The sequence below is a fragment of the Planktothricoides raciborskii GIHE-MW2 genome, from assembly GCF_040564635.1.
GTDB lineage: Bacteria > Cyanobacteriota > Cyanobacteriia > Cyanobacteriales > Laspinemataceae > Planktothricoides > Planktothricoides raciborskii.
This window is the reverse complement of sequence record NZ_CP159837.1, coordinates 904,160-930,589: the sequence shown is the minus strand read 5'-3', so window position 1 is coordinate 930,589 and position 26,430 is coordinate 904,160. Positions and strand designations below refer to the sequence as shown.

Below are 26,430 nucleotides of genomic sequence, written 5' to 3'. Positions count from 1 at the left end.
TCATTCCCGCGCGGGAATCCAGAAAACCTCTGTACTTCCGCATTGCGGGCGATCGCATTGCGCCCCTACGATATAGATTGATCTGCTGTAGGGGCGCTACGGAAAAGCGCCCCTGATGTATTGTCTAAACTACAATTGAAATAGCTATACCATTAAAATTTGGGCGCAAGCATTGCGCCCAAATTTACCTATAAATTATAGGAATAATTTTTTGGGTATGAATACATATTTGGACAGAAAAATCCGCCGCATTCCGACATAAATATTATCCTATAATTATTGGATCATATAATATAATATATTGTCAGAATATTGTCAGAGTTATGAATTACAAAAAAATCTGTCATTCCCGCCCCACGCCTAAGCTCGCTTCGCGCAGGCTTCGCGCCTTCGCGGGGGTAAAGGCGGGAATCCAGAAGACCTCTGTACTTCATCGGGATCATAACCGCTATATTTATCCCGGAATGCTTTGCCCTTACAATCCTAAGTTTAATTCCCAATTATTCAAAGTTCCCGTATCCCCAGGAACACAATCAACAACGATTAATTTCCAGGTGCCTTTGGCGGACAATCCGGCAAATTGGCGAAGCAGGGGAGTATTTTGCAAATTATAGGATTTGTTTAGCTGAGTTTGACTGCCTAAATTCCGACTTTGGAGTTGGACGATTTTTTGGTTTGGTGCCATTAAATAGATTTCAATATCGCCCAAGAATTGATGTTGAATATTCACCGTAACTTCAATATCCTTAACAGGGTTACTGTCAGAAATTGACACTTCACTGGTGATGCCTGGGGCATTGGTGGTGCCGAAGACATTTAAAGGAAATAAACTGTTAGCAGACGCTTGGTAGTCAGGAATTTTAAAGATTTGAGAGATGCGCTGTTTTGTCCAGCGGGAAATCCACCGTTGCACCGCATAAAGTTGATGGGCATAAGCCACGGCTTTTCCGGCATTGACTTTGCCATAGCCAAACCATTGAGAATGTCTGTTGCTGTCATAAGTGCCTAATTTAATCCCTAATTGGGGATCAGGGTCAGGGTCAACGATTTTATCGGCGGTTTGTTCGAGTATTTGCTTAACTTGTTTGGCGGTGAGATCGGGATTGGCCGAAAGGACTAAGGCGGCAACTCCGGCAACCACCGGGCAAGCACTAGAGGTGCCGCCAAAGTATCCGGTAAAGTCGGTTTGGTCATAGCCCGCAGCCCCTACCCGGTCTGTGGTGAAAACTCCTAGACCGCTGAGAGATTGGGTGATTTGTGGGGCGGTGGCAATATAGCCCGTTTCCGGCAACCAAATGCCAGGAGGGGCGTTGTTGCTGGGGGCACAGACGGAAATGGATTTGCCCCAATTACTGTAGGCGGCTTTTTTGTTCAAGCTGGTGGAGGCGGAAACTGCAATTACGTCGGGGTGAGTGGCAAAACCACTCAGCCATTGAGTGCGCCCGGAGATGACATTGTTCGGCCAGCCGGTTTCATTTACGGTGTCGGAGGTGGGGCGGTTGGAATTGCCAGCGGCGAAGACAATGACGCAACCTTTGCCCTGCCGACCTTGGGTGGCAGCGCGAGTGACCGCCGCCTGTTGCCGCAGGGAGAGGGGAAAGTGGACGGCGGAAGCCCCCCAACTGCAAGATATGACTGAGGCGCCTTTGGTGGATGCCCAGTCAAATAGATCCTCGATGGATTTGTCGTCTAAATAGCCGGTGGTTCTAATGGGCATCATGGCACAACCAGGGGCAACGCCAACAATGCCGGTGCCATTTTCTTCGGCTAAGGCAATTCCGGCGCAAGAGGTGCCATGATTGTCTTCGGCTGTACCGGGTAGGGGGAGGAAGTCTTTGTCTTTGAGGTCGCGGGGGGCGACGATTTTTCCTAGACCTTGAAAGTCTGGGTGGTTGAGGTCAATAGAGTCGTCGGTGATGGCGATGACCACGGAACGCAGCCCTCTGGTGATGTCCCAGGCTGATTCGACGTTGATGTGGGAGTTAGCGGCAAGTTGAGCGCCGCCAGTGTGGTTGAGATACCATTGTTTGTGATAAAGGCTGTCTTGGGGGCGGTAGTGTGCCTGGGTTTCCGTGATGATGTTGGGTTCGGCGATGAGGACTTGTTCGGTACGCATCAGCCGGTTGGCAATTTTGATGGGATTTTCCCGACATTCGCGGGTTAGTTCAAAGATGAAGGTGTGGGGAATTCCTTCGAGGGGTCGAAGGAGTTTGAGTCCGACGGCAGTGGCGATCGCCTGTTGGGTGGCTGGGTCTACATAGTCCGCAAATTGAATGGTGATTTCATTGCCCAAATACACCAAGAATCCCGGATCGTTTTGTCCTTGATATACATGACTGACAAATTCCACTACGTCCAAGGATCGGGCTTGTTCCATTGCGGCTGCCAGGTTTTCTGGTTCCACTATGAATACTTCTAAATTAGTGCGAGTAACCGTTTTATGTTGTTTGGCGGGAATAATTCTGTCCCAGTCCATCGCCTCTGAGGTGGCCGGACAGATGGTGAAGCGATCGCGCACCTTCACCAGGGGAATTTCTTCCCCACCTCGTTGTAAGAAAATGCCGAGATTTTCATCAGCCAAGCCAACGCCTTTGTAGGAAAGATCGATATTTGTCATTACATGAACTCCTTGAGAAACCGCTTAATCTCGATGCCCCTTCGCTCTCCACGCTCCGAATCCTATGGTATATCTTCGGCGATCCACAAAACAATTGACACAAACATAATTGAGGAATTTTAGGCCGGAATTCGTGATTATTCCTTGCGGCTTTAACCAAGAATGTTAAGATATCTAAAAATTTGGCATTTACCAAATTGTTTTCATCCAACCAGTCGCGGTCAATGGCTGACTCAACCGGAGACAGTCTTGGAGCGAAGATCCTGGACAATCAAAATATCTTCGTAAGATATTAACAAGTTGCCGGTTGCGATCGATGAACGTTTCTCTTTCTTGATCTAACAGTCAGAACCGTTGATTATTTGTCTGTGTCCTGGGAAGCGGTATTCCCCGCCCCGCTTTCCCCCGATCGTTTCTGAAGCATTAGATGCATGCTTTAGTTCACGGTAGTTGTTAGCGGGATGATCTCCATGTTGGTATCTTTTGCCTCAATTCGGCTTTTTGCTTTGATTCATTTATTCTCCCTTCCTTTAGTGGCTTCATTAAGTTTGATGCCCTCTGCGGCTGCCCAGGAAGCCATGCCGGAGAATAATTCTGCTAATTCTGATAATTCTGCTAATTCTCAACAGTCTAACCCAACCACAAATCCCCTCGGTTTCTCCCCAAATTCAGAGAATCCGACTAGGCCACAAAATCTTCGTCCTTTAGCGCAAGAAACCAGTGTGTTAAGCCTAGTGGGGGGAAATCGTTTGATGGCCGAGGCTAAAAGTGCGATCGCTGAAGAAAATTATGCCCTGGCCGCTGAAAAACTACAACAAGCCCGTCAAATTTTTAATCAGCTATCTAATTTTCATCAACAACTCTCCAGCACCTTCTCAGGATTGGACAATAAAGTTGCGGAATGGCACCGTTATCAAGCGGTGGAAACCGCCCAAAAACGAGATGAAGCCACTTATGAATTGGCCTTAATTCATCGCCGTCAAAATGAGCCGGAACTTTCGGTTCCTTTGCTGATTCAAGTGATTCAATCTCAAGGAATTGGCCGAGAATTAGGCGCACAAGCGGATCAGCTACTATTAGAATTAGGGTTTGGGCCGAGAACTTCAGAAGCCAACTCGGATCCGGAAACCATTCCGCCCTTGGCACGGGAAAATAGTTTACTCGGTATCGAAGCGGGAAAGCGGTTATTGGAAAAAGCAAGAGAAGCGATCGCTCAAGAAAACTATGCTGGCGCTATTGAACAACTACAACAAACCCGTGGGATGCTCAATCAACTGTCTAATTTCTCAGAACAACTAGCGGCAGCTTTTTCCGGCATTGATAATGACAAATCGGATTTTTATAGAGATCGAGCCGTAGAAACTGCCCAAATGAGAGATGAAGCTACTTATCAGCTTGCCTTGGTTCATCGCGCTGACAACAAGCCAGAATTAGCCATTCCTTTACTGATTCAAATCATTCGCTCTCAACAGCCGACTCGCGAACTGGGACAACAAGCTTATCAACAGTTGTATGAATTGGGATTTGTAGACGCTCCTTATTCCAATAATGCCAGCGAATCTACTCCCGGAAATTTTTCCTCTAATCCTTAAAATTTTCTTTAATTGTTAGCATATAGAGACGCGATCGCTCGCGTCTCTATTGTTTTTAGAACATCAAACAAAATTACATCATAATCATCAATTTATTTCGGAGAAAAGAAAAAAAAATCTGGTAATATTGAGCAAATTTTTGCCCCGCTAAAGGAGAGTTTGAACTAATGCTAATTACTTGAGTATTTAACTGCTTAAACTCGGGCATACAGTCGCGAAAAGTTGCCGCAACTTGACGACAAGAAGGGAAATCATCATTGCCATAAAATAATAAAACAATGGGCGTCCCTGCTTGTTGTGCGAGAAAAACCTCCTGTTCTTCAATTGTGGGCAAAACAAATAAAGGCGCTGGGTCTCCCGCAGCGATAATTTTTGTTAATTGTCTCATAATCAGAAACCGGGTTTCTTGGTTTAAGTCTTGGTTTTTTGGCATAGGTTCACGCAGAAACCCGGTTTCTTAATTTAAGTTTTGGTGGTTTAAGTAGACGGGCAGAAATATAGCGGTTATTGTCCCTTCGGAAGTACAGAGGTTTTCTGGATTCCCGCCTTCGCGGGAATGACAGGTTTTTTTGTACTTCATCACTATGACAATTGCTATAAATGCATCACAGACCCCATGAGAAAAAAACTGTCATTCCCGCGAAGGCGGGAATCCAAAGCCTATCGGCGGGGAACTAAAAGTGCAATTAATTATGTTCACCTACTTAACATGAGTTAACCCAGAAACCGGGTTTCTTGTTCAACTTGAGTGTTCTGTTGTCTGAACTGCTGTAATTCTCGATATTCCGGCTTCGGTTCAGGATTACAGACTAACTCACCGCTTTGTCTGACGCCTTCTTGGTCTAAAAGTTCAAAAATTGCCTGAGAATTTTGTTGAGTTGCTTTTTCATCCAGCAATGTGGGGCTGAAAGTGTTAATCGAAATTGAATTTACCCCAAAATCGCGATCGGGCGTAATGACCGTGACCACTTCATCCCCGGCAATATTTTTCACTTTCACTCCATAAGCTTGGCGGGGATCTTCTGCCGCATAGCAAGAATCCGCTTGTGGATCGACCAAACTATAACCGAGGGCAGAAAGCGCTTCTACTACGCGATCGCCTATTTCTGCTCGTAATTGAGAACTCAAAATCGCCAATTTTGCCTGTTCCACAATCTCTCCGAGTTGTGGCTGCAAGGTTTCAATTTTTGCCCCTAATTCTTGGAGAATTTCGGTGGTTAAACTCCCTTCATTGGTAGTCAGTTGACTTTCTATTGCGGCGAGTTTTTGTTCATAAGCAGTCAGCGCCCCAGCACTCCAGTAATCCACCTCTAATTTAAAGGCTTCCGCATCTTCATCACTGCCAATTTCAATGGTGCATTGTCGGTTAGCTTGGACTTCGGCAATTAAACTTCTAATATCTTGTAAGGCAGCATTATAAAGTAGCAACCATTCTTGTTCTTTTTGTTCTATTTCTAACCGTAAATCGACTAAATCTAGATAGGTTTTTTGACTGGTGGCGATCCCGGCTTCACTGACTCCGGCGGCAATATTATTTTTCGCCATATCCAGCGATCGCTGTAACTTTGCCAACGCACCGGGAGCAAACCGTTGATGTTGATAATCGCGATCTATGGCTAACCAAATTTCGCGCACATCCGCCAACAAATCCTGAGCTAGTTGATTTTTGCGTTCTTGACTTTTATGGATATCCTGAATATCCTGCACCATGCGATCGATTTGTTGCTGAAGCTGAAGCTGACCTTTTTCTCTCGCTTGGCGTTCCTGGGTGAATAATTGCTGATATTCTTGACGCTGTTCTCTAGTCAGCCGTAAATATTCTTCGCGCTGTTGCTCAAACCCCGCGTGCATCGCCAATTGTAGGTCATGTTTTTGACGGGCGATCGCTTGTTCTTGGCGCAACTGTGCCTCTTGCAAAGCGGATTTAAATTGCTCTCGCTGTTGCTGTAAATATTGATGAGTATTTTCTTCTAAATTTTCTAAATAACTTCTCAGTTGTTTAGTTTGTTCCGCTTGTCTTTCCTCCCGTTCTGCCAAATATCTTAACCGTTGCTGCATCTCCTGCCTGGTTTGCTGTGCCACCGCACTTAATCGCTCTGGTAAATCTTGCTGCACCGACCGTAAACGGCTTTCTTGTTCCCGCAAACGCCGTAATTCTGTTTCATCTACTCTGATATACCGCCGTTTTTCACCGCTCATGTTGCACTCCTAAAAAGACGTTGTTGGGTAGGGATTCTTTGGGTAGGGATTCTTTGCTGGTTTGTTGTTTGTTGTTGGTTATTTGCTAATGAAAGCAAAATGACCCCCGCGAAGGCAGGAGTTGAAAAGTTAATTTTATTTTCCCACTGAATGAGCCATACCGATCGCCTGACTCAAACTGGTTAAATTATGCGCCGCTAATTTATCTAATAACCCCTCACAAATTCGCCGAATCATCCAGGGGCCTTCATAAATTAACCCCGTATAAATTTCTAGCAAACTTGCCCCAGCAGTAATCTTTTCCCAAGCATCTTCAGCGGTAAAAATTCCCCCAGTACCAATAATCGGCATTTGTCCGCCTGTTTCCTGCCAAATAAATCTAATAATCTCTGTAGAACGCTGTTTTAAAGGTGCGCCACTCAGACCGCCCGCTTCTGCTGTCACAGGTTGACCCGTTAACCGAATGATTTGAGTTTTTAAACCCTCGCGGCGAATGGTCGTATTTGTGGCAATCATCCCGGAAATTTGGTAATTTTTCGCCACCGCGATCGCCTCAGAAATCGCGTCCCATTCTAAATCGGGAGCAATCTTAACTAAAATAGGTTTAATTCCCTGATTTTCCTGTTGCAAAACATCCAAAATTGCTGACAACTGTTCCGCCCCTTGCAAAGTTCTTAAACCTGGAGTATTGGGTGAGGAAACATTCACCACAAAATAATCCCCTAAATCTTTTAACAGGCGAAAACTGCCCAAATAATCAGCCGGGGCATCTTCTAAGGGAGTGACTTTAGACTTGCCTAAATTAATTCCCAAAATCGGCCAATTTTCTCTGGGTTTATCGGTAGTTCGATCGCTGAATTGACTTCTTTTCCATTCCGATAAACGGGTGGCTAATGCTGCCGCCCCTTGATTATTAAAACCCATCCGATTAATCGCTGCTAAATCCTCTGGCAAGCGAAACATTCGGGGACGAGGATTACCCGGTTGCCCGTGAAATGTCACCGTTCCCAATTCCGCAAAACCAAAGCCCAACTTTGACCAAACCCGCGCAGCGGTGCCATTCTTATCAAACCCCGCCGCTAATCCAATGGGATTGGGAAAATTCACCCCCCATAAAGACATTTCTAAGCGGCGATCGCTGCACTGAAAAGAACTCGCCACTTGTCCCAGAATCCAGTTACTAAATGGCAGATTACTGGTACTATCCCAGGCGCTCAAAACTTCCATTGTTTGATGATGCCACCACTCTGGATCTGGTTGTAATCCAGAGAAAATAATGGGACGAATTGCACTTTTGTAAATATCCATTTTTTTGTTATTGGTTGATTGTTATTGGTTGATTGTTATTGGTTGTTTGTTGTTGGTTGTTGTTTGTTGTTTGTTGTTTGTTGGTGGTTGGTGGTTGTTGGTTGAGGGAAAGTGAAAAGTCGTAGGGGCGAATGGCCATTCGCCCGTACAAGTGAAAAGTCGTAGGGGCGAATGGCCATATAGCCTGACGGCATGGGCTTCGCCTAACGCCCGTACAAAAGAATTATCACTGGTCAACCGTCAACAAATCATCAGATTACCCCACAGGTTGCTGTTGAGGGGCTGATTGTAATTGCGGCTGGAATTGGAATAAGGAATAAACCACATTCCGTCGAATATCCGTCATCATATCCAAGAACAATTCATAACCTTCGCTCTTGTATTCAATTAACGGATCTTTCTGACCGTAACTCCGCAAACCGACCGCTTCCCGCAAGCCATCCATTTGCTGCAAATGTTCGCGCCAAAGGGTATCAATTTGCTGCAAAATAAAGAACCGTTCCGCTTCTCGCATTAAACCGGGACGAATTTGATCCACTTGACCTTCTTTGAGGTCATAAGCAATGCGGACTTGTTCATAGAGGAAAGTTTTGATTTCGTCCATTGATAAATCTTCTAACTGAGACGGTTCCATATCCCGCAGCAGATAGACAAACTCTTTCACTTTACTGACTAATTTCTCCAAGTCCCATTCTTCCGAAGGTAAGTCAGGATTGATATAGTAATTTACGATATCATCCATCGTTTTTTCCGCATAAGTAATCACCTGTTCTTTCAGGTCTTGCCCTTCGAGAACCCGACGGCGTTCGGCATAAATTGCCCGCCGCTGGTTGTTCATTACTTCGTCATACTCAAACACCTGTTTTCGGATGTCATAGTAATAGGTTTCCACCTTTTTCTGCGCCCCTTCCAGAGAACGAGTCAGCATCCCAGATTCGATGGGAATATCTTCATCTACTCGGAACATTTGCATCAAGCCTTTGACGCGATCGCCCCCAAAGATTCGCAGTAAATTATCTTCCAAACTGAGGAAAAACTTCGTCGAACCGGGGTCGCCTTGACGACCAGCGCGACCGCGCAATTGGTTATCAATGCGCCGTGATTCGTGACGTTCAGTACCAATCACGTGCAAGCCACCGAGGTTGACAACTTCCTCATGTTCTTTATGAGTGAATTCCTCATATTCTTCGCGGATTTTATTGTAAACCGCCCGCAACTTTTGAATCACCGGATCTTGGGTCGGGGCTTTCTCCGCAGCGATCGCCACTTTATCCTCCGCTTCCAGTTCTTCTAAACTGCGTTCTCCATAAGTAGCCACCGCAAAATCTACCGCTTCTTTCAGCATTTTTTCCGCATTTGCGGATAATCCCGTGGGGAAAATTTGCGGAGAAACCTTCCAAGTTTTCACTTTTTGACCGGGAGCAAAGCCTTTCGCCGCCGAACGTTTTTGCGTACCCGGTACTTTGGCAAAACTTAACTCATCTTCAGTTTCCGGTTTGACAATTTTGGGCATCAAATACTCGCGCACTTTCAAGCGGGCCATATACTCCGCATTCCCACCCAAAATAATGTCAGTCCCCCGACCTGCCATATTAGTAGCGATCGTCACCGAACCCTTGCGACCTGCTTGGGCAACAATTTCTGATTCCCGTTCCACATTCTCTGGTTTAGCATTCAGTAATTGGTGGGGAATTTCTAACTGACTTAACAACTGAGAAAGCAGTTCTGATTTTTCCACCGAAGTCGTACCCACCAACACCGGACGACCTAATTCATGCATCTCTGCACATTCTTGGGCGATCGCCTTCCATTTCCCCTGTTCAGCCTTATAAACCACATCGGAAATATCCCGGCGTTGTGATTTCCGGTTCGTCGGAGTCACCGTCACTTGTAGATTATAAATCCGCTCAAATTCTGGTTCTTCCGTTTTGGCAGTTCCCGTCATCCCACCCAACTTGGGATAAAGCAAGAAAAAGTTTTGATAAGTAATCGTCGCCAAAGTTTGAGTTTCCGGTTGAATCGGTAAATTTTCTTTAGACTCGATCGCCTGGTGTAAACCATCACTCCAGCGCCGACCCTGCATCACCCGTCCGGTAAACTCATCCACAATCACCACTTCTTCATTACGGACGATATAATTCACATCCTTAATGAACAACTCTTTGGCTTTAATCGCATTAAAAACATAATGAGCCCAAGGGTCTTTGGGGTCGTATAAATCCTTCACCCCCAAAATTTCTTCCACCTTCTCAAAACCTTCATCAGCCAAAATCACATTGCGAGCCTTTTCATCCACCTCGTAATGCTGATCTTTTTCCAGTTTTTTGGCGATTTCCGTAGCTCTGTTGTACTTTTCTGTTGGTCGTTCCACCTGACCAGAAATAATCAAAGGCGTCCGCGCTTCATCAATTAAAATTGAATCCACTTCGTCAATAATACAGTAATTAAACGGACGCTGTACCACCTCCGCCATTGAAGTGGCCATATTATCCCGGAGATAGTCAAATCCTAACTCACTATTCGTGCAATAAGTAATGTCACAAGCATAGTTTTTCAGTCGTTCATTGGGGGACATTCCTTGCTGAATTAGACCTACAGTTAAGCCCAAAAAACGATGGACTTGACCCATCCATTCCGAGTCCCGACGGGCCAAATAGTCGTTCACTGTCACCACATGAACGCCTTTACCGCTAAGGGCATTTAAATAAGCGGGTAAAGTGGCCACCAGGGTTTTACCTTCCCCGGTTTTCATTTCCGCAATTTGTCCTTCATGGAGGATAATTCCACCGAGCAATTGCACATCAAAGTGGCGCATTCCTAAAACCCGTTTCCCGGCTTCTCGTACCACGGCAAAAGCTTCTGGGAGAATTTCGTCTAAAATTTCCTTTTCGTCAGCGAGGGTTTTAGCTTTGGCTAACTTTTGTTTGAATTCGGCGGTTTTACCTCTTAATTGATCGTCACTAAGTTTCTGGATTTGTTCCTCGGCGAGGTTAATATCAATCACCAAGGGCTTATATTTTTTGACTTTCCGTTCGTTAGGATCTCCTAGAATACTTTTAAGCATGGTATCGCAATTTATTATAGGTTGTAGGGGTTAATGGTGTCAAGTTTACTCACCGCTTATGTGAGGTTCAGACTATGTTTAATTGAGTGATTTTTCTCCTCTCAGGTTTTCCGATCTTATTGGTTCCTAGGAATATCCCAAAAACCCTGACTTAGACAGCTAAAAGCTGATGGGAAGAAGAAGTCACTCTTGACAATAGCCCGGAACGATCTTTACGATCGCTGATAGCTTCTGCCTGACATCGAATTTAATTCTAGCACTATCTTGCCCGATTACACCGATAGTCTGCTAGGGTCGGCTAACCCAGATGACCCATAGCCTTGACCTGCTGTGACTGAATCATCGCCAACCCTGATAGACCAGCGATCGCACTCTTCATCCCTACCCGGTTGCCGATGACTCACTCCCCAACCATGGGTGAAGCGAAGAACAACCAAGGGGAATCGCTTCTAGACCAGGAGGTTTTTTAGGAGGTTTTTATCGATCGCTGCGGTAAATTTACCCCTAACAAATTCCGCTGAATGCTGATATTAGACCTATTCTAAAATAACGTATCGATCCCCCCAACCCTCTTTTTAAGGGATGATTTTTATAAGGAAATCACTCTTGTATATTATAAGTAGACCGGCAGAAATAAATGCACCAAAGACCCCATGAGAAAAAAACTGTCATTCCCGCGAATGCGGGAATCCACAGCCTATCAGGGGGAAGCGAAAAGTGCAATTAATTATGTTCACCTACTTATTAGCTGATTTCCGTAAAAAATCAACTAATATCAACTGTTTTTTAGGAAATATTCACCAGAGAACGCCGTAAGATAATCATCTGTGAACCCACCACCGGACTGCGAGCCACTAAATTTTCTGCTCCATCTCTAATTTCCAGGATACTAAAGTCTAATCCTTTGACTTCTGCCAGCAGTTTACTAGCAAATTTATCCTGCTGTGACGTAGTTAAATTATACCAAATATCATTTAGCTGCACCTGCAAAAAACTGCGTTTAAAATCGGGATTAATTGATTTAATTAAGTCCTGAGAATATTCACGAGTTAATTGATTAACTTGATTCTCAATTGACGCAATTAAAATCTGTTCTGGAGTTAATGGTAATATTTCCTCTGTGATAGAATCATCGAATAGTTCTGGCTCAGATTCCGCGATCGCCTGCTCGGATTCCGGCGTTGTTTCCGTTTTGGTTTCCGGCGGTAATTCCGGCGGTAATTCGGCTTTTTCTGAGGTGTTTTCGGGGATTTCCCGTTCGGTGGATTCTGTCTCTTGTACTTCCGGTGGTATTTCCGATTCCTGGGGCGGATTTTCGGTGATTTCTGTCGGAGTTTCTGGCGGTAATTGGGCGATTTGTTCGGCGGGTTCTGGGGGCATTAATGTGGTAGTTGTCAACAGAATTACCAACAATAAACCAGCGATCGCACTTGTTAAACCCCAGTCGGAAAATTGCCGATTTATCCCTGCGGGTAAAAGGGCGCGAATCGGTCTTAAAACCTGGCGCACAGCGATCGGGGCTGGTGGCAACAATGGGGCAGTGGGGTCAGCTTCCAGTTTTTCCACCGTCCCTTCTAAAACAGCGATCGCACCCCGCAGCAATTTAATAACTTGCAACTTCACCACCGAAGGCTGGGGCGAGTTTCTGCGAACTCTGGGGTTTTCCCCTGGTTCTCGTCTTTCTGGTCTGGGTCGATTATTTGGGGGGTCTTGGCTCATAATTTCTGGGTCATAAACTTATGTAAAAACTCGGTTCCTGGACGGGAATTCCTACCGGGCAACATGAATCAAATATTAGACAAAAATGCAGAATTCTTAAAAGCCGATGGCGGTTTTAAGGGGGGTTGGGGGGATCGATCCGGAATTTTGCCAGAAGTCTATTATAGAAGAATCTTCCCATCGCTAAGGGAGTCTACCCCTATGTCAACTCAGCCTTTCACCAGCAAACTTTTCCGCTTGTCCGGTTTAGCATTACTCACCCTCGGTTTGGTTAGCTGCGGCAACACCAAAACCACATCAGTCCCTCCGTCTCCCACCGCAACCACAACATCCCCACCAACAGTGACCCCGCGCTACTTCTGCGGGCAAGACGCCCAAGGGACCTATACCACCTACGCGGAAACCCCCAAGGGAAAACAAGCCATCATTCGTTGGAAGTCGGAATATTTCAGCAAATCGGGATATACTCCCGAAGTGCGGTGTAAAGAAGCCTCTCCCAGATTCCAGCAAGCCGCCGACAATGGCCAGCTAGAGCATATCACTAACAGCACCCAGAATAACTTGCCAGTGGTCTGCTCCGCCAGTAACAAAACTGAAGCATGCGGCATGATGTTGTTTACCCTGCGGCCCGAAGATGACCCCGAAATCGTGAGACAAATGTTAATCGATTTGGGCAAAGGTGTGGCGATGGGGCCAATTCCTCAAAGTGGCAATTACAAGGTTTACATCCCCATGAGCGAGGTTCTGCAAAAGTTGCCCGTGGAATGATGGCAAACCGTAGGGGCAATCCGATGGCGGCGATCGCCCCGATTCGCACCCTCCTACCCTCGATACCCTCGTTCCCAGGCTCTGCCTGGGAATGCCCAACTAGAGGCTCTGCCTCCTGTGATTGATTAATTGCGACACGAGGCAGAGCCTCTAGACAACCGTTCCCAGGCACAGCCTAGGAACGAGAAAATAACGGTAGGGGCAATCCGATGGCGGTGGTTGCCCCAAAACCCCCAATTGAAATAACGAACCATGAAAAAACCATCAGCAATCATCCTCCTGGGTGCTTTACTACTCATCACCCCAACCCTGCAAAGCTGCAACATCGTGCCCAGTATTTCCCAGCAACAAATTAACCCCAAATTAACCCCAGAAGAATTACAGCAACTTGCCTCAGCTATTACGGTCAAAATCATCGGTGGTGAGGCTGGTGGTTCGGGAACTATTATCAGAAAAGTCGGCTCGACTTACACCGTAGTCACTAACCAGCACGTTTTGCAGGCAGTCCAGGGAACCAGTAAATATCGCGCTGAAACTAACAGCGATGATGAATTAACTTTTGTGAAAAATATCCGCATTCAAACCTCAGACGGATTAGATTATCCCGCTACTATTGTTAAAGGGGAAAATATCAACTTTCAGGATAAAGATTTAGGCTTACTGGAATTTAACGCGGATAGAACTTATGACGTGGGCACATTTGCTAAACCCGATGTGGCATTAAAACCAGGGGAAAAAGTCTGGGCAGCGGGTTTTCCGGCGGAACCCCCCCAACCCCCCCTTATTAAGCTAATCTTGTAGGGGTTTTGATTCATGCAGTAGAACCAAGCTTAATAAAGAAAAATCTTTCGATTGCAGTAGCTAGGACTTTAACCCCAGGGTATGGTTGCTTTTTGGTAGGTGCAAAGCCGACAATTTTGGCCACAGCTAAGACAGCATCACGTATAGAGATGATTTTTTTAGAAGATACTTTTTCTAACAGAATCACCTCAGACTCATCAAACAGAATACTGGCACTTTGGTCTGGGTTTTCTCTGACGGCATAAGTAAGAGCGAGAATCTGCCAAGCCACGACCGAATAAAAAGCCAAGGAGTTAATCAATGTCTGAATATCATCTTGCTTGTAATTTTTCCACCTGTAAAGCACCAGACTTAAGAGTGTAATGAAAGCGTTCTACCCGCCATCGCAGGGCATAAAATCGAGTCACCCTTTGGACATTACTGGTAGTGGCAATCGGAAGACTGGTCAGTAAATACCATGTGGCTGCATCTTCTGAACAGAAGATATCTTCGTTTGTTTTGGGATCGATACAACCGATCTCTTGGGCGACCACCAAAGATAAACCTTGGGTTTTATGCTTGTTGGCACTCAAATTTTTATCTGGATAAACATTGACTGCCCCTGCCCGTAAGCGAAGAATCAGTTCTACTTCCCGGTTTTGACGATAAATGCGTACTCGTTGGGTTCCATAGTCGGGCAAGTGAGACGACACATCGGGCAATTGGCAGACTATATTACTGCTGACGATTTCCAAATTACGAGCTTGATATACCCTGACGAGCAGATCTACATTTGTCTTTCGTTCGGCTTTAAAAAAACTAAAAACATCTCCTTCTCTATCTTCTACGGTCACAAAGCGTTTGCTCGATTGACTGGCTTGCTGATTGATGGCATTCAACCCCTTGAGCCATTTACTACTTTCTTTTTCTCCTTCTGGCAGGTCTAAACCTCCGTCTCGAGTCCAGTATTGTTGTCCTAAGAGTCCTAGGGGTAAACCTTGTTCATTGAGCAGTAGTACATTATGTTGCATCAATCCTCGGACATTCCCTTGTATTACCCCTAACCCAGACATTTTTTTATGTCCTGAGTAGTTGTAATAAGTTGTGTCTTGCGCGGCGATCACATATTCCCCAACCGTTGCTTCGGCTCGTTCCATCGTTGCCTGAATGTGTCCTGACAACATGATCTCTTGATTCATTTCTGGATGAGCAAATATACCCGCTACTGTTTGACGAAAACTGTTACCCATACACTGGGAAAAAGATAGATTCGGCTTGTTAATCGCCAAGTTGTATGCTTTTTCTAGACTTTTTTTACCTGGGGTCGAAATTTTCCTTGGGTGATAAACTCTGTCATGGGATGATTGCCTCAAGCACTCCGGGAATTTTCATCTTAGCTGATATAGCAATCCTATTTCAATCGTAATATTTTTGTCGGGGCAAATCCTTTTGCGCGGTGGCAAGCCCCTGCGCGTTTAGGGGTAAGCTCACGCTTGCCAAACCTGTTACCCCTACAATTCCACAACTGATATAGGACTGCTATATCGGATCAATCGCGGATCTACACGCAGAGGTTTGCTTAAGACCGTGAGTGTGTTGAGCAAACCCCTACAAGATTAGCTTATTAAGGGGGGGCAATTCCCCTCAGAACCCCCGGCGGAACCCCCCCAACCCCCCCTTGCTAAGGGGGGGCAAAGCCAACAAAGTCAAACCCTTGCTAAGGGGCAGGAGGGTATCTCCCTTAGTAACGGGGAGCAATTCTCCTCCGAATCCTCCTCAGAACCCCCCCTTAGCAAGGGGGGGCAGGGGGGGTTAGTCACCGAAGGGAAACTCTCAGAACCCCCCCTTGCTAAGGGGGGGCAAGGGGGGGTTATCGTCACCACCGGGGAAATATCCCTCATCCCCAACCAAGCCTTAGAACAAGGATATCAACTGGGATACACAAATCCCATCCAAAACGGCATGAGCGGCGGCCCGATTATCAACGGCCAAGGGGATGTCATCGGCTTTAATGGACGACATGGGAATCCCCTATTTGGCGACCCGTTTGTATATGCCGATGGCAGCAAACCCACGGACGCGGAACGGCAAAAAATGGTAGGACTAAGTTGGGGTTTGCCCCTGTCCGTATTGGCCCAAGCAGCCCCAGAAATGATGAAAGAAGTAGAACCAGCTTTCACGGGTCTGGTAAAACAAGTTTATGACAATGCCAAAGCCGTGACAGTTCGCATCGAGTCCCGGTCAAAATCCCAGCAACTGGATGCAGACCAAGGCTCTGGGGTGATTATTGCCAAAAAAGGGAAAACCTATTATGTGGTGACGGCTCGCCATGTGGTGCAATACTCAGACCAAAACTATCAACTCATCACCCCGGATGGTCGCCGCTACGCCCTCGACTATAGCCAAATCAAACAACAGGAAGGTCAAGACCTGGCATTGGTGCAGTTCACCAGTGACGCCACCTATTCTGTGGCTACTATTGCCGATTATCGGCTTCAAGCAGATGACCGCCCGTGGGTTTTTACAGCCGGATGGCCCAAGGGAGAATCTCTGATAAATCAGCGATTCCAGTTTACTGTAGGGCTGCGATTCAGTTCAGAAGCAAGCTCGTTGATTGCTCAAAACACCGCATCCCTCACCGAGGGTTATGAGATGGTTTATACCAATATGACCCAAGGAGGGATGAGCGGTGGGCCGGTGTTGGATACCCAAGGGCGAGTAGTGGGGATTCACGGACGGGTGGAAAGCGCAGAATTTGGCGGGGTGCAACTGGGGCTGAGTTTGGGCATTCCCGGAAATACTCTGTTAGGTCAGTTGCAACTGTGGGGAATCAAGCGGCGGTGGTTGCAAGTAGAAACCACCCCACCGCCAGAGGTGAAGAATAATACCGACTTGATTCAATCTCAGCTTGTCACCTTAAAAGAACCCCCTAAAAAAAATGCCCCTGCTAGGGATTGGATAAATTATGGCAACCAACTCTGGCGGGTGGGTCGCTCCGAGGAGGCGGTAGCAGCATTTGATAAAGCTATCCAGCTTGACCGTAAATCTTATGCGGCTTGGTACGCCAGGGGTTTAGCATTGAGGGCAGCAGACAAGTATAAAGAAGCAGTGCAGTCTTTTGAGCAAGCCATTGTCATTGACAACACAGCCTATGAAGCATGGCGGGAGAAGAGTGTTACGCTGTCACTTTTAAAACAACACCCAGAAGCTCTGGCATCTATTGACCAAGCCATTCAACGCCAAAATCAGGATGCCTTACTTTATATAAACCGTGGGATAATACTGCAAGAGTTAAACCGCCATCAGGAAGCGGTGGCGGCTTACACCAAAGCCATTGATATTAAACCCGATCCCTTCACTTACAACGACCGGGGTGTTGCCCGTTCTGACTCAGGAGATTTGCCGGGGGCAATAGCAGACTACAACCAAGCGATTAAACTCAATCCCCAGTTTGCCGAGACTTATGTCAACCGGGGTGCTGCCCGTTCTGACTCAGGAGATAAGCAGGGGGCAATAGCTGACTACAACCAAGCGATTAAACTCAGTCCCCAGTTAGCCGAGGCTTACAACAACCGGGGTGCTGCCCGTTCTGACTCAGGAGATAAGCAGGGGGCAATAGCAGACTACACCGAAGCGATTAAACTCAATCCCCAGTATGCCGATGCTTACAACAACCGGGGTAATGCCCGTTATCAGTCAGGAGATAAGCAGGGGGCGATCGCTGACTACAATCAAGCGATTAAACTCAATCCCCAGTTTGCCGAGGCTTACGTCGGTCGGGGTAGTGCCCGTTCTGACTCAGGAGATTTGTCGGGGGCAATAGCTGACTTCAACCAAGCGATTGAACTCAATCCCCAGCTTGTCGTGGTTTACGTCGGTCGGGGTACTGCCCGTTATCAGTCAGGAGATAAGCAGGGGGCAATAGATGACTACACCGAAGCGATTAAAATCAATCCCCAGGAGGCCGATGTTTACTTCGTTCGGGGTCTTGTCCGTGATGACTCAGGAGATTTGCCGGGGGCAATAGCTGACTACAACCAAGCGATTAAACTCAATCCCCAGTATGCCGAGGCTTACTTCAACCGGGGTCTTGCCCGTTCTAACTCAGGAGATAAGCAGGGGGCGATAGCAGACTACAACCAAGCAATTAAACTCAATCCCCAGGATGCCAATGCTTACTACAACCGGGGTAATGCCCGTTCTGACTCAGGAGACAAGCAGGGGGCGATAGATGACTACAACCAAGCGATTAAACTCAATCCCCAGTTTGCCAATGCTTACTTCAACCGGGGTCTTGCCCGTTCTGACTCAGGAGATAAGCAGGGGGCAATAGATGACTACAACCAAGCGATTAAACTCAATCCCCAGTTTGCCAATGCTTACTTCAACCGGGGTCTTGCCCGTTTTGACTCAGGAGATAAGCAGGGGGCGATGGATGACTACAACCAAGCGATTAAACTCAATCCCCAGTTTGCCAATGCTTACTTCAGCCGGGGTCTTGCCCGTTTTGACTCAGGAGATAAGCAGGGGGCGATGGATGACTACAACCAAGCGATTAAAATCAATCCCCAGTTAGCCTTGGCTTACTTAAGTCGGGGTCTTGCCCGTTATGACTCAGGAGATAAGCAGGGGGCGATGGATGACTGGACCGAAGCGATTAAACTCAATCCCCAGGATGCCTGGGCTTACTTAGGTCGGGGTCTTGCCCGTTATGACTCAGGAGATAAGCAGGGGGCAATAGCTGACTACAACCAAGCGATTAAAATCAATCCCCAGTTTGCCTTGGCTTACTTCAACCGGGGTGTTGTTCGTGATGACTCAGGAGATAAGCAGGGGGCAATAGCAGATTACACCGAAGCGATTAAACTCAATCCCCAGTATGCCGAGGCTTACAACGGTCGGGGTTGGGCTCGTTATAAGTCAGGAGATTTGCCGGGGGCGATCGCTGACTGCAATCAATCAATTAAACTCAATCCCCAGTTAGCCGAGGCTTACGATAGTCGGGCGTGGGCTCGTTATGACTCAGGAGATAAACAGGGTGGCATAGAGGATATGCAGAAAGCGGAACAGCTATTTTGCCAGCAGGGGAGCCCGCAATGCCAAACAGCAAAAGATGACCTCAAAAAGATGGAAGCTGGGAGATGAGGTTTTGGGAGTGTGGGAGTGTGGGGGGTGTGGGCAGTGTGGGCAGCCGCCATCGAAGGGTGGGAAGCCGCCATCGAAGGGTGGGCAGCCGCCATCGAAGGGTGGGAAGCCGCCATCGAAGCCGCCATCGCAGTGTGGGCGGTGTGGGAAGTGTGGGTTAATGATGTTGTGGCGATGACTCGTCGAAGAGGTCAACATGGTACAGACGCTCATTAAGCCGGAAACGGAAGAATACTTAATTTACCTGCCCAAAACCATTGGGCTTTACGTTACCCAAGAACAGTTTGCTGCCCTGGCAGCCAGCAATCGAGAATTGCGATTGGAAAGAACCGCGCAAGGAGAGTTAATCGTTAATCCACCAACGGGTTGGGAAACCGGAAAACGCAATAGAAGCATTTCTGGAGAGTTGTATATATGGTGGCGGAATGCAGGCAAACCTGGAGAGGTTTTTGAGTGCTCTACTGGATTTATTTTACCCAATGGTGCCAATCGTTCTCCCGATGCTTGTTGGGTTAGCCAAGAACGTTGGGATGCCCTGACTCCAGAACAAAAGGGAACTTTTGCTAATATTTGTCCCGATTTTGTAGTGGAGTTGCGTTCCGGTTCCGATAGTCTCATCTCCCAGCAAGAAAAAATGCGCGAGTATATGGACAATGGGGCTGTCCTTGGTTGGCTAATTGACCCGCAAAACAGAACCGTGGAAATTTATCGAGCGGGTTTGGAGGTGGAAGTCTTGGCAAATCCCTCCGAATTATCCGGCGAAGAAGTATTACCCGGTTTTCTGTTGGATTTGCGTGAGGTATGGGGTTGAAGTGTGGAAATTGTGGAAAGCCGCCATCGGAGTTTTGCGATCGCGTTTTTGCCCCAAATTAGAAAAACCCAAATTTCCTCGTTTTCTCGTTCCCAGGCTCCCGCCTGGGAATGCTTGTCTAGAGGCTCTGCCTCCAGATTAACAACATATATAAAAAAGTATTTTTTCCCAAATTATAGTTCCCCAAATAGAGGCGATCGGGTTTTTTTACAAATTCAAATTCACACGAGGCACAGCCTCTAAATAACCGTTCCCAGGCATAGCCTAGGAACGAGAATAAATTATGAGGATAACCGGCCAGATTATTGTATAAAATAAGTTAAACTTCCTTATGACTTACGCATTGACATTATATGTAGGGTGGGCATTGCCCACCTGACGCCATATATAGATTATAAATCCGATTTTTGCGGTGGTCCTGTTCCTATGACTCTAGAACAAGTTTTACAATTAGCCAAGCAACTTTCTCTTAGTGATTTCGCTTAATCGAGCAACTTGCCCCAGAAATGAGCGCGAGAATTGCCGCATAACCATTCCCAACCCCGTCGTTCTTTGTGGGGGATTTGTGCGGACTTGGGAACGGCACCTTCGGCAGAGGAAATTGATGATGCTGGCCGTGATATTTGGGCAAATTTTCAATAATTGTTGATGTTAGCAGAAAAAAGGCAGGAGAAATGGAAAATTATTACTCAGTTTCAAGGGTCAATGCAAATTGGGCTTATCCGATTTTAGCAACAACGGATATAGAAACCCGATTTTTAGAACTGGCGGAACAGTGGCGACGGGAAACCGGCATGATGTCTTTAGTTACAAAAATGTCCATGCACCCAGCTTACCAAAGAATAATTGGCATGGGTCAACCCGTTGTCCCGCTGATTTTAAGGGAATTAGAACAGGAGCCGGACCATTGGTTTTGGGCATTGCAAGCAATTACAGGGGCTAATCCGGTGCAGCCAGAACAGCGGGGACGGTTAACCCAGATGGCGGCGGCTTGGATACAATGGGGCAGAGAAAATGGCTACAGATGGTAGGCTTGAACCGTACCAAGAAGAAGATTTTCCTAATTTAGCTGCTACGGGATATTGCATCACCAGCAAGCGATCGCGATTGTATAACTGTTTTGCTTGGGCTGCGGGTGAAGATGACCGCTGGTGGAATCCTCTAGAATCAAATAATTCCTACTATTGGCCTGATGGGGTGCCTGCGGAAATGGCGATCGCTGCTTTTATCCAGGCTGATCAAACCCTGGGATATGAACCTTGCGAGAATGCCGACCTAGAATCGGGCTTTGAGAAAATAGCGATCTATGCGACCCCTGACGGAGAACCCACACACGCTGCCAGACAATTACCTAATGGCAAGTGGACCAGTAAACTGGGACGTTGGGAAGATATAGAGCATGAACTAGATGGTTTGACCAGTGAGATGTACGGATCTGTCAAGCAAATTTTAAAGCGACCTCTAGAATAAAATAATCGCGGCGTAAAATCTTCCCCAAACATAATGTGTGTTGACTCGTTCCCAGACAAAGCCTAGAAACGAGAAAAATATATCCGTAGGGGATGAACGCATTCCCGCAGAAGAAACCGGGTTTCTAGGTTCATACCGGGGCGATTCCGCAAAGCGGATCCCGAACGCGAATCGCGCAGCGTGCCGGAGGCATATCGTTTAGGGGGCTACAAGAAACCCGGTTTCTGAAAGCGTAAATTTTTTACGGGAATGCTTCGCCCGAACCCAAGATTTTTGGTTCACTAATCTGAAAAACGCTGTAATATTTAGCCGCATTTAATATTTATTCCTATGACCCTAGAACAAGTTTTACAATTAGCCAAACAACTTTCTCTTAGTGACAAAGTTCGTTTAATCGAGCAACTTGCCCCAGAAATCCAGCGAGAATTGCCGCCTAACCATTCCCAACCCCGCCGCTCTTTGTGGGGGATTTGTGCGGACTTGGGAACGGCACCTTCGGCAGAGGAAATTGATGATGCTCGCCGTGATATTTGGGCAAATTTTCCTCGGGAGGATATCTAATGTTGCGAGCCATCGTAGATACCCATGCGGTGATTTGGTATATTTTTGCTGACCCTCGTCTTTCTGTCACTGCCCAAGCCACAATAGAACAGATAGCGGCGGATGGTGACATCGTAGGTTTTTCATCAATTACCCTAGCTGAAATTATTTATTTAATCGAGAAAAGTAGAATTCCCTCTTCGACTTTGACTCGCTTGTTGGGAGAAGTTGACAGACAGGATCCGGTGTTAGTTGAAATTCCTTTCGATCGCAAAATTGCTCAAACCATGCTAAGTGTCGATCGCACTCAAATTCCCGACTTTCCCGATCGCATCATTGCGGCTACCGCTTTATATTGTGGGGTTCCACTAATCAGCCGCGATAGAAAAATTCAACTTTCCACCGTGAATACTATATGGTGAGCGATCGCCCCAACCCCCCTTAAAAAGGGGGGCTTTTGTTTTTACGGGATTTTAAAAGAGTCTTGCACCTTTTTCATTACCTGCTGGTCAGTGGGAAAATTAGCCACTTCGCCACTATAAGTAAGCTGGTAAACCGTGCCATTTTTCACTGTCCAAAAAGCTTGACGTTTCAGTTCAATTCCTCCCTCTTTAATCGTATAGATGACCGTATTTGCATCCCGATTATCCAGAGTAGTGCTATTGGGAGTATTCACTAATTTAATATTATATTCGCTTTCCAGTTGCGGGCGCAACCACTGCTCATAATATTGCTCTTTACTCAGGGGTTGAGGTAAGTCAATGATGGTCAAAGTAATGTTTTCTTGGTAGGGGTCAGAAGAGTCTTGTTTAGGAAATTGAAAAACGGCTCTGTCTCCTCCCACAGGCGGGTTAATTTCTTGCACTTCCCAATTACCGGGATATTGGAGGATAATCCCTTTTTCTGTTGTATAGGTGACATCTTTTATGTCATCTAAGTGGAAAAAGTTTCGCACTTCTGGGACACGAACTGCTACTATTATCCCCACAATTGTCACGATTAATGTAGCACATCCAATTTTATGATCCCGTGGCCATTGTAAGATTGACATAAGAGTAGATTGATTTACTTTCACAGTAGCATTAGTCCCAGAAGCAGCGGGTAAAGATACCGCTGTTGTCGGAACATTCGGCTGAGATAAACCTATAATAGCTTTTAAAGCTTTGGCGGCATTAGTGTATCTTTGCCGATAATCTTGGCGTACCATTGTATCAATAATATGGGCTAAATCGTCGCTGACTGTAGCATGATTTTGCCAGGATATTTCCCCGGTATTACTATCTTGGGGCAGTCCCCCAACTCTGGGGTCAGGATTTAACCCGGTTAAGGCTTGAATGGCAATAATCCCCAGGGCATAAACATCGCTATTCAGTTGCGGTTTACCCCCGGCTTGTTCATTGGGCATATAGCCTGGAGTACCGATCGCCACTGTCAGAGATGTAGTCTGCTGATGAGTGGACAAACTCCTAATTTCTTTCACCGCCCCAAAGTCGATTAAGACGATTTTTCCATCAGCTTGACGGCGGATTAAATTAGCGGGTTTAATATCCCGGTGAATCACGTTTTCCTGGTGAACAAAAGCGAGAACTGCTAAAGTATCTTTTAACAAAGAAATCACCTGAGTTTCGCTGAGTTTCTGACCGGGAATAATTTCTTGACTGAGAGTGTTGCCGGTGATTAATTCTTGAACTAAATAAAATTCCTGGTTTTCTTCAAAATAGGCCAAAAGCTGCGGGATTTGGTCATGTTTGCCCAATTTTTCTAAGATTTCCGCTTCTTGGGCAAATAGCTGCTGGGCTTTGGCTAAAACAGCGGGAGAAATTGTTGCCCCAGGGGACGGGGGCTGAACTTGTAAATGCTTGACTACGCATTGGGGGTGGTTGGGGCGTTGGGTATCCGCAGCAAGATAGGTTTGACCAAACCCACCTTGACCGAGTGGTTGTAAAATTTGATAGCGTCCTTTAAGGAGTTGGCCCTGCATCTGATTACTTGGGTGGTGGAATAAGTTCAATTTTAGATGAGGGAACCGGGAATTAGACTCAGAAACCGGGTTTCTTTCCCCCATCCCCAGAAACCCGGTTTCTTAAATGCCCCATCCGTTATCCCATCCGTTGCCAATCCGTTGCCAAATATAAGTTAATGGTGCGTTACGCTGCACTTCGTTCCGAAGGCAGTACCCTACGGGATCACTGTTATGTCCACAACAGAAACCCGGTTTCTTTTTCGGCAGCAACCAGAACCCATAAACCGGAAATCAGAAACCGGGTTTCTTGTTTGATATCACAGTTAACTGTTGTATGCCTAACAGAAACCCGGTTTCTTTTTGCACAGCAGCAACCAGAACCCAGTAACCCGGTTTTTTGATTGGCGCGATCGCCCATATTAATTAATAAGTAAAGTCGAATATTTTTTCAAAGTAAAAATTTATTTTTTATTTAAAATACCTAAAATATTAATGCTAAAATAGTCTCAGAATATCAATCAAAATCATACATGGCTAATTCAACCCCAGCCGAATATGACAGTCCTTGGAAAGAAGCCTTGGATTTATATTTTCCCGAATTCATGGCATTCTTTCTGCCTGAAGCTTACGCCGACATTGATTGGTCACGAGGATATGAATTTCTCGACAAAGAACTGCCAAAAATAGTCCGAGATGCGGAAGTAGGAAAGCGTCTAGCGGATAAACTGGTAAAAGTATGGCGGCGAGATAACTCTCAAAGCTTAGTCTTGATACATATTGAAATCCAAAGTCAATATGAAACAGATTTTCAGCAGCGGATTTTTGTCTACAATTACCGCATCTTTGACCGCTATCGTCTGCCCGTTGCTACCTTAGTAATTTTAGCGGACGAACGCCCCGCTTGGCGTCCCCAAAACTATGACTATCAAATTTGGGGAACTCAGACAAGCATACAGTTTCCCGTGGTAAAATTACTAGATTATGAAGCCAATTGGTCAGCCTTAGAAGCCAGTTCTAATGGGTGCATCTCAGTTAGGCAATAAGTAATTATACTCAATGAAAAGTTCCCTCGAAACAGTCCATAATTGAGGCATTGTTGACAACCCTTGACCCATGAATCCCCAAAAGCAGGCGCTCACTCCAGCAACACCTTGACGCGATTGCCGAAATTCTCTACCAGGAAGCCAACCCCTCTGACCTCACCACCCTTGAAGGCATTGAGAAAAGTGTTCGCTCTCTTGCCCAAGAACACCTCTTGCCTCAACTGGGAATTTTTTTATCCACACGGCGACCGACCGCCACAGCGGAAAACAACGCACCCTGACCAGTATCCTCGGCAAACTAACCCTCACTACAGCTCAAGCTCAACAACTGCAAGTTAAACCAGGAACTCGTTGGAGTCCATACTTTGAAAAGTGCTGTTGGACGGTCAGTGCCAATAGCTCCTACCAGAGAGCCGAAGAAGATATTGCGATGCTTACAGGGGTGAAAGTCTCCCACAGTACGCTGCAACGCTTTGTGCAACGAGAGGATTGGTGTGAGCTAAAGATAACTGAACCAATTGAGGAACTGAGCGCCGATGGCGGCATGGTTCGCCTTCGCACCGGGGCGGGTCAACCCGGAGAGTGGCGAGAATACAAAGCGTTAAATGTGCATAAGCAAGGGGGTGTAGCGTTCTTCAAGGATAATCAAGGACTACTGGAGTGGGTGAATGCCCAACCCCGTCAGGCACAGTTCACCTGCCTGGGAGATGGTCATGATGGGGTGTGGAACATCTTTAGTGGCATTGGTACGCCAGAGCAGCGGATTGAAATACAAGGGTTGGTATCACCTCATGGAAAATGCCCACAAGGTGCAGGGGACACCAGCCCAATTGAAGCCGATCCGAGCATTGCTGTGGCGAGGGGAGACCGAGAAGACGATAGACTATTTGCGCCAAGAGCAATTTCGGGGAGCCACAGGGTTGATCAACTACTTGTTGCATCACCAAAAGCGCATCATTAACTATGAGGCTTGGCAAGAAGCGGGACATTCGATTGGTTCGGGTCGGGTGGAGTCGTTGGTGAAACAAATTGGGTTGAGGGTGAAGTTGCCTTGGGCACAATAGACATCTCCGAAATAAAAACTATGCGGGATGATTTATGGTACAATAGAATTTTAGCGAGGATTATAGATGAGTAAATTAAAAGACTATCTGGACAAAAATCCCCAAGAAGCAAAAAGGCTATTAGGGATGGAATATGAGCAACTTATAGAACTGATTCAAGCCGCGCAGTTATTAGAGGAAAAAATCCGAGAGGAAAAAGAAAAAACTAAAATCAGGTTAATTAAAGGAGGTGGGGGGCGTCGCCAGAAATTATCTGTAGAGTCACAAATCTTACTAACTCTAATTTATCTGCATCAAATGCCGACATTTCAAATGTTAGGATTTTTGACGTAAGTGAATCGACAGCG

General features: G+C 46.4%; 24 protein-coding genes and 1 pseudogene. 14 read left to right on the top strand and 11 right to left on the bottom strand.

What is annotated here, in order from left to right; genetic code table 11:
* Positions 1 to 475 precede the first annotated feature (475 nt).
* Positions 476 to 2,617, bottom strand: coding sequence for a S8 family serine peptidase (locus ABWT76_RS03830; protein ID WP_054469762.1), 2,142 nt, complete (start codon positions 2,615 to 2,617; stop codon positions 476 to 478).
* Between the two features lie 470 nt (positions 2,618 to 3,087).
* Here ABWT76_RS03830 and ABWT76_RS03825 point away from each other — a divergent pair, with 470 nt between their 5' ends.
* Entirely contained in the window at positions 3,088 to 4,209 is a 1,122-nt protein-coding gene (locus tag ABWT76_RS03825; protein ID WP_072160926.1) for a hypothetical protein, read from the top strand.
* Positions 4,210 to 4,282: 73 nt separating this feature from the next.
* Here ABWT76_RS03825 and ABWT76_RS03820 read toward each other — a convergent pair whose 3' ends face one another.
* From ABWT76_RS03820 to ABWT76_RS03795, 6 genes are all read right to left on the bottom strand, one after another.
* Positions 4,283 to 4,642 (bottom strand): redoxin domain-containing protein, encoded by a 360-nt coding sequence (locus ABWT76_RS03820; protein WP_190880507.1) that lies wholly within the window; start codon positions 4,640 to 4,642, stop codon positions 4,283 to 4,285.
* A 281-nt stretch (positions 4,643 to 4,923) separates the two neighbouring features.
* Entirely contained in the window at positions 4,924 to 6,408 is a 1,485-nt protein-coding gene (locus ABWT76_RS03815; protein WP_190880505.1) for a hypothetical protein, read from the bottom strand.
* A 135-nt stretch (positions 6,409 to 6,543) separates the two neighbouring features.
* Positions 6,544 to 7,716 carry a quinone-dependent dihydroorotate dehydrogenase gene (locus ABWT76_RS03810; protein WP_190880504.1) on the bottom strand — a complete coding sequence of 391 codons (1,173 nt, stop codon included), beginning with the start codon at positions 7,714 to 7,716 and terminating at the stop codon, positions 6,544 to 6,546.
* Positions 7,717 to 7,972: 256 nt separating this feature from the next.
* A complete protein-coding gene (secA, locus tag ABWT76_RS03805) occupies positions 7,973 to 10,780 on the bottom strand; it encodes a preprotein translocase subunit SecA (protein ID WP_354635664.1) in 2,808 nt (935 codons plus the stop codon).
* 272 nt (positions 10,781 to 11,052) lie between these two features.
* On the bottom strand, positions 11,053 to 11,184 hold the full coding sequence (locus ABWT76_RS03800; RefSeq protein WP_354635663.1) for a hypothetical protein: 132 nt from the start codon (positions 11,182 to 11,184) through the stop codon (positions 11,053 to 11,055).
* A gap of 382 nt (positions 11,185 to 11,566) precedes the next feature.
* A complete protein-coding gene (locus ABWT76_RS03795) occupies positions 11,567 to 12,499 on the bottom strand; it encodes a hypothetical protein (protein ID WP_354635662.1) in 933 nt (310 codons plus the stop codon).
* Between the two features lie 201 nt (positions 12,500 to 12,700).
* Here ABWT76_RS03795 and ABWT76_RS03790 point away from each other — a divergent pair, with 201 nt between their 5' ends.
* Both ABWT76_RS03790 and ABWT76_RS03785 read left to right on the top strand, forming a co-directional pair.
* Positions 12,701 to 13,267, top strand: a complete 567-nt coding sequence (locus ABWT76_RS03790) for a COP23 domain-containing protein (RefSeq protein WP_354635661.1) — start codon at positions 12,701 to 12,703, stop codon at positions 13,265 to 13,267.
* A gap of 252 nt (positions 13,268 to 13,519) precedes the next feature.
* On the top strand, positions 13,520 to 14,068 hold the full coding sequence (locus ABWT76_RS03785; protein WP_354635660.1) for a serine protease: 549 nt from the start codon (positions 13,520 to 13,522) through the stop codon (positions 14,066 to 14,068).
* Positions 14,069 to 14,078: 10 nt separating this feature from the next.
* Here the strand turns inward: ABWT76_RS03785 and ABWT76_RS03780 are convergent, their stop codons facing one another.
* Both ABWT76_RS03780 and ABWT76_RS03775 read right to left on the bottom strand, forming a co-directional pair.
* The gene (locus tag ABWT76_RS03780; RefSeq protein WP_054470484.1) at positions 14,079 to 14,369 is read right to left on the bottom strand and encodes a hypothetical protein; all 291 of its coding nucleotides are present in this window, start codon (positions 14,367 to 14,369) and stop codon (positions 14,079 to 14,081) included.
* Between the two features lie 10 nt (positions 14,370 to 14,379).
* Positions 14,380 to 15,297, bottom strand: a complete 918-nt coding sequence (locus ABWT76_RS03775) for an IS4 family transposase (RefSeq protein WP_054470481.1) — start codon at positions 15,295 to 15,297, stop codon at positions 14,380 to 14,382.
* 712 nt (positions 15,298 to 16,009) lie between these two features.
* Here ABWT76_RS03775 and ABWT76_RS03770 point away from each other — a divergent pair.
* The 8 genes from ABWT76_RS03770 (at position 16,010) to ABWT76_RS03735 (ending at position 22,435) form a co-directional block, all read left to right on the top strand.
* The gene (locus tag ABWT76_RS03770) at positions 16,010 to 19,192 is read left to right on the top strand and encodes a tetratricopeptide repeat protein (RefSeq protein ID WP_354635659.1); all 3,183 of its coding nucleotides are present in this window, start codon (positions 16,010 to 16,012) and stop codon (positions 19,190 to 19,192) included.
* A 27-nt stretch (positions 19,193 to 19,219) separates the two neighbouring features.
* Positions 19,220 to 19,408, top strand: a complete 189-nt coding sequence (locus tag ABWT76_RS03765) for a hypothetical protein (RefSeq protein ID WP_354635658.1) — start codon at positions 19,220 to 19,222, stop codon at positions 19,406 to 19,408.
* Positions 19,389 to 20,003 (top strand): Uma2 family endonuclease, encoded by a 615-nt coding sequence (locus ABWT76_RS03760; RefSeq protein ID WP_354635657.1) that lies wholly within the window; start codon positions 19,389 to 19,391, stop codon positions 20,001 to 20,003. The genes ABWT76_RS03765 and ABWT76_RS03760 overlap by 20 nt, the downstream gene beginning before the upstream one ends.
* 519 nt (positions 20,004 to 20,522) lie before the next feature.
* Positions 20,523 to 20,645, top strand: coding sequence for a hypothetical protein (locus ABWT76_RS03755; protein ID WP_354635656.1), 123 nt, complete (start codon positions 20,523 to 20,525; stop codon positions 20,643 to 20,645).
* A 32-nt stretch (positions 20,646 to 20,677) separates the two neighbouring features.
* Complete coding sequence (locus ABWT76_RS03750; RefSeq protein ID WP_190880484.1) at positions 20,678 to 21,034, top strand: hypothetical protein; 357 nt, start codon at positions 20,678 to 20,680, stop codon at positions 21,032 to 21,034.
* Positions 21,018 to 21,473 carry a hypothetical protein gene (locus ABWT76_RS03745; protein WP_354635655.1) on the top strand — a complete coding sequence of 152 codons (456 nt, stop codon included), beginning with the start codon at positions 21,018 to 21,020 and terminating at the stop codon, positions 21,471 to 21,473. Before ABWT76_RS03750 ends, ABWT76_RS03745 begins: the two co-directional genes overlap by 17 nt.
* 330 nt (positions 21,474 to 21,803) lie before the next feature.
* Positions 21,804 to 22,034 carry a hypothetical protein gene (locus ABWT76_RS03740; RefSeq protein WP_199246823.1) on the top strand — a complete coding sequence of 77 codons (231 nt, stop codon included), beginning with the start codon at positions 21,804 to 21,806 and terminating at the stop codon, positions 22,032 to 22,034.
* Positions 22,034 to 22,435 (top strand): type II toxin-antitoxin system VapC family toxin, encoded by a 402-nt coding sequence (locus tag ABWT76_RS03735; protein ID WP_354635654.1) that lies wholly within the window; start codon positions 22,034 to 22,036, stop codon positions 22,433 to 22,435. The genes ABWT76_RS03740 and ABWT76_RS03735 overlap by 1 nt, the downstream gene beginning before the upstream one ends.
* A 41-nt stretch (positions 22,436 to 22,476) precedes the next feature.
* On the opposite strand, the gene ABWT76_RS03730 is transcribed toward ABWT76_RS03735, so the two are convergent.
* A complete protein-coding gene (locus ABWT76_RS03730) occupies positions 22,477 to 23,994 on the bottom strand; it encodes a serine/threonine-protein kinase (RefSeq protein WP_354635653.1) in 1,518 nt (505 codons plus the stop codon).
* A gap of 211 nt (positions 23,995 to 24,205) precedes the next feature.
* On the bottom strand, positions 24,206 to 24,394 hold the full coding sequence (locus tag ABWT76_RS03725; RefSeq protein ID WP_054469779.1) for a hypothetical protein: 189 nt from the start codon (positions 24,392 to 24,394) through the stop codon (positions 24,206 to 24,208).
* A gap of 112 nt (positions 24,395 to 24,506) precedes the next feature.
* On the opposite strand from ABWT76_RS03725, the gene ABWT76_RS03720 reads away from it, so the two are divergent.
* From ABWT76_RS03720 to ABWT76_RS03710, 3 genes and pseudogenes are all read left to right on the top strand, one after another.
* Positions 24,507 to 25,019 carry a hypothetical protein gene (locus tag ABWT76_RS03720; protein ID WP_190880476.1) on the top strand — a complete coding sequence of 171 codons (513 nt, stop codon included), beginning with the start codon at positions 24,507 to 24,509 and terminating at the stop codon, positions 25,017 to 25,019.
* A gap of 74 nt (positions 25,020 to 25,093) precedes the next feature.
* Positions 25,094 to 26,080: pseudogene (locus tag ABWT76_RS03715) on the top strand (ISKra4 family transposase); the annotation flags it as partial.
* 69 nt (positions 26,081 to 26,149) lie between these two features.
* Complete coding sequence (locus ABWT76_RS03710) at positions 26,150 to 26,416, top strand: transposase family protein (RefSeq protein ID WP_354635652.1); 267 nt, start codon at positions 26,150 to 26,152, stop codon at positions 26,414 to 26,416.
* Positions 26,417 to 26,430 lie beyond the last annotated feature (14 nt).

Bases quoted from the DNA above. Each gene is read 5' to 3' on its own strand.
- ABWT76_RS03830 (WP_054469762.1), bottom strand. From the start codon at position 2,617: ATGACAAATATCGATCTTTCCTACAAAGGCGTTGGCTTGGCTGATGAA.
- ABWT76_RS03825 (WP_072160926.1), top strand. From the start codon at position 3,088: ATGTTGGTATCTTTTGCCTCAATTCGGCTTTTTGCTTTGATTCATTTA.
- ABWT76_RS03820 (WP_190880507.1), bottom strand. From the start codon at position 4,642: ATGCCAAAAAACCAAGACTTAAACCAAGAAACCCGGTTTCTGATTATG.
- ABWT76_RS03815 (WP_190880505.1), bottom strand. From the start codon at position 6,408: ATGAGCGGTGAAAAACGGCGGTATATCAGAGTAGATGAAACAGAATTA.
- ABWT76_RS03810 (WP_190880504.1), bottom strand. From the start codon at position 7,716: ATGGATATTTACAAAAGTGCAATTCGTCCCATTATTTTCTCTGGATTA.
- secA (WP_354635664.1), bottom strand. From the start codon at position 10,780: ATGCTTAAAAGTATTCTAGGAGATCCTAACGAACGGAAAGTCAAAAAA.
- ABWT76_RS03795 (WP_354635662.1), bottom strand. From the start codon at position 12,499: ATGAGCCAAGACCCCCCAAATAATCGACCCAGACCAGAAAGACGAGAA.
- ABWT76_RS03790 (WP_354635661.1), top strand. From the start codon at position 12,701: ATGTCAACTCAGCCTTTCACCAGCAAACTTTTCCGCTTGTCCGGTTTA.
- ABWT76_RS03785 (WP_354635660.1), top strand. From the start codon at position 13,520: ATGAAAAAACCATCAGCAATCATCCTCCTGGGTGCTTTACTACTCATC.
- ABWT76_RS03775 (WP_054470481.1), bottom strand. From the start codon at position 15,297: ATGGGTAACAGTTTTCGTCAAACAGTAGCGGGTATATTTGCTCATCCA.
- ABWT76_RS03770 (WP_354635659.1), top strand. From the start codon at position 16,010: ATGAGCGGCGGCCCGATTATCAACGGCCAAGGGGATGTCATCGGCTTT.
- ABWT76_RS03760 (WP_354635657.1), top strand. From the start codon at position 19,389: ATGGTACAGACGCTCATTAAGCCGGAAACGGAAGAATACTTAATTTAC.
- ABWT76_RS03750 (WP_190880484.1), top strand. From the start codon at position 20,678: ATGGAAAATTATTACTCAGTTTCAAGGGTCAATGCAAATTGGGCTTAT.
- ABWT76_RS03745 (WP_354635655.1), top strand. From the start codon at position 21,018: ATGGCTACAGATGGTAGGCTTGAACCGTACCAAGAAGAAGATTTTCCT.
- ABWT76_RS03740 (WP_199246823.1), top strand. From the start codon at position 21,804: ATGACCCTAGAACAAGTTTTACAATTAGCCAAACAACTTTCTCTTAGT.
- ABWT76_RS03735 (WP_354635654.1), top strand. From the start codon at position 22,034: ATGTTGCGAGCCATCGTAGATACCCATGCGGTGATTTGGTATATTTTT.
- ABWT76_RS03730 (WP_354635653.1), bottom strand. From the start codon at position 23,994: ATGCAGGGCCAACTCCTTAAAGGACGCTATCAAATTTTACAACCACTC.
- ABWT76_RS03725 (WP_054469779.1), bottom strand. From the start codon at position 24,394: ATGGGCGATCGCGCCAATCAAAAAACCGGGTTACTGGGTTCTGGTTGC.
- ABWT76_RS03720 (WP_190880476.1), top strand. From the start codon at position 24,507: ATGGCTAATTCAACCCCAGCCGAATATGACAGTCCTTGGAAAGAAGCC.
- ABWT76_RS03710 (WP_354635652.1), top strand. From the start codon at position 26,150: ATGAGTAAATTAAAAGACTATCTGGACAAAAATCCCCAAGAAGCAAAA.